Origin of the sequence: Flavilitoribacter nigricans DSM 23189 = NBRC 102662, from assembly GCF_002646595.1 — a bacterium.
GTDB classification, from domain to species: Bacteria; Bacteroidota; Bacteroidia; order Chitinophagales; family Saprospiraceae; genus Flavilitoribacter; species Flavilitoribacter nigricans.
The window spans coordinates 46,923-51,264 of the sequence record NZ_PDUD01000053.1 but is presented as its reverse complement, the minus strand read 5'-3'; the positions used below and the strand labels follow the sequence as shown (position 1 = coordinate 51,264).

2 protein-coding genes are annotated in these 4,342 nt (G+C 48.2%); one reads left to right on the top strand and one right to left on the bottom strand.

From position 1 onward, the window contains the following. Window positions 1-662 precede the first annotated feature (662 nt). The gene (locus tag CRP01_RS36715) at window positions 663-2,393 is read right to left on the bottom strand and encodes a PDZ domain-containing protein (protein ID WP_099155085.1); all 1,731 of its coding nucleotides are present in this window, start codon (window positions 2,391-2,393) and stop codon (window positions 663-665) included. A 234-nt stretch (window positions 2,394-2,627) separates the two neighbouring features. Here CRP01_RS36715 and CRP01_RS36710 point away from each other — a divergent pair, with 234 nt between their 5' ends. After that, window positions 2,628-4,007, top strand: a complete 1,380-nt coding sequence (locus CRP01_RS36710; protein ID WP_099155084.1) for a DUF4403 family protein — start codon at window positions 2,628-2,630, stop codon at window positions 4,005-4,007. The last annotated feature ends 335 nt before the right edge of the window (window positions 4,008-4,342 follow it).

Sequence of the window (4,342 nt, the reverse complement as noted above, 5' to 3'; positions counted from 1 at the left end):
GCTTCTTATGTGGCCAGACATTAAGAACCCTTTTGCTAGAATAAAAAAATCTATTTAGCTGAGGTATAAAAAATAGTCGTAATAAACTGTTGCGTGTCTACTTATCTGAGTACTGTGGATAAATCAAGCAATACAAGGTATCTAAATATCTACTAGGGGAGGTTGTGAATGTGCATGTAAAATAATCAATCTTTTTCCAGAAATCATTAAGATCCGAAGCGTTTTATCGGAAAAAGATAAATATAAAAAAATATTGCTATCTATTTCAACCGTGCAGCAGGTTTGCAATAAAACTTTTTTTTCAATGTAAAATGTTGGCAATTAACCAGATAAAAAGCCGTGATGCAAAGATTGTCCAGATTTTTGCAGGAAATGTCCAGAAGAGATTTGGATAAATACACTAAATTTATAAGAGAAAATCTTAATAGGTTACTTAATGAAAAAATCCAATTTAGCCACATCGCATGACACTGACTCATGAGCATGGAAAAATTTGCATACTAAGTCAGTTGTACTTAGAATCCGGGGCGCCAGAATGAGTGGCGCCCTTTTTTTTAGAGATAAAATGGGAAAAAGGAAAGGCCAGAAAAGCGGCGTCGGGGCTATTGATTTAACCCAGTCCAATCCCTTTTCTGACCTTGGGGTAAGAAGTGTTAACGATCCTAACCCTTGCGCAGGATCAGTCGTTTGCTGGTCGACTTCCCGTTTTGTTGTACGTGCAGATAGTAGGTGCCGATCCCGTTTTGGGAAAGGTCGATCTCATCCTTAAATTCCCCCGTAAAGGAATCCGTATAGTATTCGTAGATATTCCGGCCTACATCATTGTAGATCCGTACGATCGTCCTTCCGTGCTCGGGCAATACAAAACTCAACTGGAAAACGCCCTTGGCTGGCCGCGTAGCGATGCGGATGGATCGCATATTGATCTGGTTGTGCGCACTCAGTTGCACCTTATGCAAGCGGGACATCTGGACGGCTTCTTCGGAACGAATATCGGACACCACCACCTCTACGTTATCCAGATCAATGCCGCCCGGCGCCCGCCGGGTCAAATCCTCGTGGGTGGTTTGCGGCACGATCTGATTGGTTTTTGTCTGGCAATAGGACATGATGGGCGCCCGCCCGCTCATCTCCCGACCGTTGCGGATCCATTTCACTTCAATGTTGGTACCCACTTTCATATTGTCGATCGCGGTGCCCACATCCTCCCAGTCGATCATTGGATAACCGTTGATCCGGACGATAAGGTCCTGGTCCTTCATGCCGATGATCTGTGCGGTGGATTTCGGAATGATCTTTACGCTGACCCCGGTACGTTCAACGTAGGAATGGCTGGATTGGATACCGAAGTAGGGGCCTTCGCATTCATCTACCTTTTCCCGCCGGGCTTCATCCCGGTTGCCGAATGTCACCTGTACCTGCCGATCCTGGCTGCGGCGCACAAAGTGCACTACGGCCCGGTCGCCGGCCTGATAACGGTGGAGAATATTGGTCAGTGATTGACCTTCTCCCGTCCGGTATTCGTCTACACCGTATATATAGTCAAAGGGCATGATGCCGGCCCGTTCGGCGGCTGTATTCCCGATCACAGCGCTCACATAACTGCCGAAAGCATTTTCGAAACCGAGTTTTTTGGCCTTGGCTTGGGAAATTGTTTGTGATAAAATACCGAAAAAGGCATTTTCCACCGATTCCCGTTTTTCTCTGATCTCCAGGGATCTTTCCCGGCTTTGGATACGACCGCTGGCTTCCATTTTCCGTCCGTCTCTTTCGTAGGTTACCACTACCTCGTTCCCCACTTCCAGATCATTGATGGCCGTGGTGACATCACTCCAGTCTATCATCGGAAACCCATTGATGAGCAGCACCTTATCTCCGGACTGCAATCCGATGGCATCCGCCGTGGAGTTGTCTATGACATTGATCAGGATGCCGAGGTCATCTTTATCGGAATCCCGGTTGGAGATCCCGAGAAAAGGGGATGCGTCACTATCGCGCTCCCGCTGGATGCTGTCGGAAGCCCGACCCAGGATGAGATTGATCGTCATCGGCCGGCCATCACGAATGAGGTGGATATTGGCCTGGTCGCCGGCTTTGTATTTAACCAGCAGATCCGTGAGATCATCCCGGCTGCTGGTGCGGTACTCATCAATGCCGTAAATGAAATCAAAGGGGCGCAAACCGGCCCGGTCGGCAGCACCTCCGATCAATACTTCGGTGATCAGGCTACCTTCCTCCTGCGGTAATTGAAGGATAGCGGCTTTCTCTTCGGAGACGCTGGTACTGTAAATTCCTAAATAGGCTCTGTCGTCAGAGCATCTTTCCCCGGAGGTTTGGGCCAGGATCATACCTCCCAGTAGGAAAAGGAAAAGCGTGTTAAACAATCGTTTCATGGTTACTTCATCATTTTTGAGCTACTCGCATAAATTGGGGAGAATAGCCATTTTACGTATTTATAACAGTCGGGCCCAAGTGTTAAAAAATTCCGTTAAGCAATAAATTTCAGACAACATTAATGACAGTAATCCCGATTAAAGGTTGCTTAACTATCTTTGCCCGGGATTCGTTTCCTATGCTTACTTTTGTTGAAAATCAAGTTTCAGATCAGCCAGTCAAGGTCTTCTATTATGAAAATAAAAAATTCATTTCTACTTCATCTTGGGTTGTTTACCGTTATCAGCCTGAGCCTTTTTCCGGCCTGCAAAACGACCCAGCCGAACCGTCCGTCGGAGCAGTATGAAGAACTTTTCGAACAGGGAATTTCGGTGGTAAATATTCCCCTGCAGTTCAGTATCCGGGAGTTGGAGCGAATGCTCAACAAACAGCTCGATACCGTCCTCTACGAAGATAACGATATAAATGACGGAGATGATATGATGGTTAAGGCAGAAAAAACCGAAGATATCACCCTGCGTCTGGACAGCAACCGGGTAGCCTACCGGGTTCCGCTCGATATCTGGGTGCGATACAATGCCGGCATCGGCAAGGTGGAAGGTACCGGAGCGGTGGCCATCGAGTTGGAAACCGATTACGAGATCAAACCGAGCTGGGAACTCGAGACCCACACCGAGATCCTGTCTTACGAGTGGCTGGAAAAGCCGCGACTGAAGATGGGGCTGGTCAGCCTGCCCGTCGGTTTTGTGGCCGACCTGCTGATCGATAATTTCAAAGCGACCATCACGGAGAATATTGACCAGCAGATCTCGGCAAACCTGAAACTGGATACCCTGGTGGAAAGCGCCTGGAAAAAAATGCACGAACCCATACTGGTGTCCGAGGAGTATCTGGCCTGGATGATGCTGAACCCGGAAAAGATCAGTATGACGCCCATCAATATCCAAAAGGATGAGCTCGAAGCCACCATCCTTATTGAATCCAAACCCCAGCTCAGTTTCGGCAACCAGCCCAAGGATCCGGCGATCCGTCCGCTGCCCACTTTTGAATACACCAATATGGGGGGAGAGGACTTCTTTATTAACGTCGGCACCCAGATCTCTTACCAGGAAGCGCAACGTCTGGCCCAGGGAGCGGTGGAAGGCGAACGCTACGAATACGGTAAGCGCTACGTGGTGGTGGAGGGTATCGAACTCTACGGTCAGGGGAATAAGCTGGTGGTCAATACCACGATTTCCGGTACCTACAACGGCACCGTCTCCATGACCGGCCGGCCGGAATACAATGCCAACCGGAATTCCATCGATATCAAGGACCTCAACTACACCGTGGACTCCCGCAATTTCCTGCTCAAATCCGCCAGCTGGCTCCTCAAAAGTAAGTTCAAAAATATGATCGAGGCCAATATGGACTTCCTGCTGGAAGAAAACCTGAAGGATATGGAAAGCCAGATCAAAGAACAGCTGTCCAACTACGAGCTGACCGAAAACTTCATCCTGGACGGCGACCTGAAAGAACTCAATATTGCCAATGCTTACCTGGCTCCGGACGGCATGCGCGTAGACGTGGCCCTGCGGGGAAAACTGAAGGTGGGCATGAAAAAAAATCGGTAGGTTCAATTACCCGGCTGGCAAGAACGATAAATCACCGGACCGCAAGCCGGAAGCAGTATTAAAGTGGAAATGTTGAAATGTGGAAACGTTTTCAAGTTTCCACATTTCAATGCTTAAAATACTTGGCCGTAATAAAGATGTAAGGATGAGATTTTCTGAAAGCCATGCAATCATGGGGTTCACCGAGTGGCCATCCTTACCTGTCGATTACCGCCCGAAAGGTTTCTTCAAAAAGGCTTATCTTTAAGTGTCGGGCCGTAATCATGCGCGGTAACGATGAAGGTTTTTGAAAACCGACATTACTAGGTGATTGCCGGAATATCCATCCTTAGATA

Coding starts and splice junctions, on each gene's coding strand:
- CRP01_RS36715 (WP_099155085.1), bottom strand. CDS start 2,393: ATGAAACGATTGTTTAACACGCTTTTCCTTTTCCTACTGGGAGGTATG.
- CRP01_RS36710 (WP_099155084.1), top strand. CDS start 2,628: ATGAAAATAAAAAATTCATTTCTACTTCATCTTGGGTTGTTTACCGTT.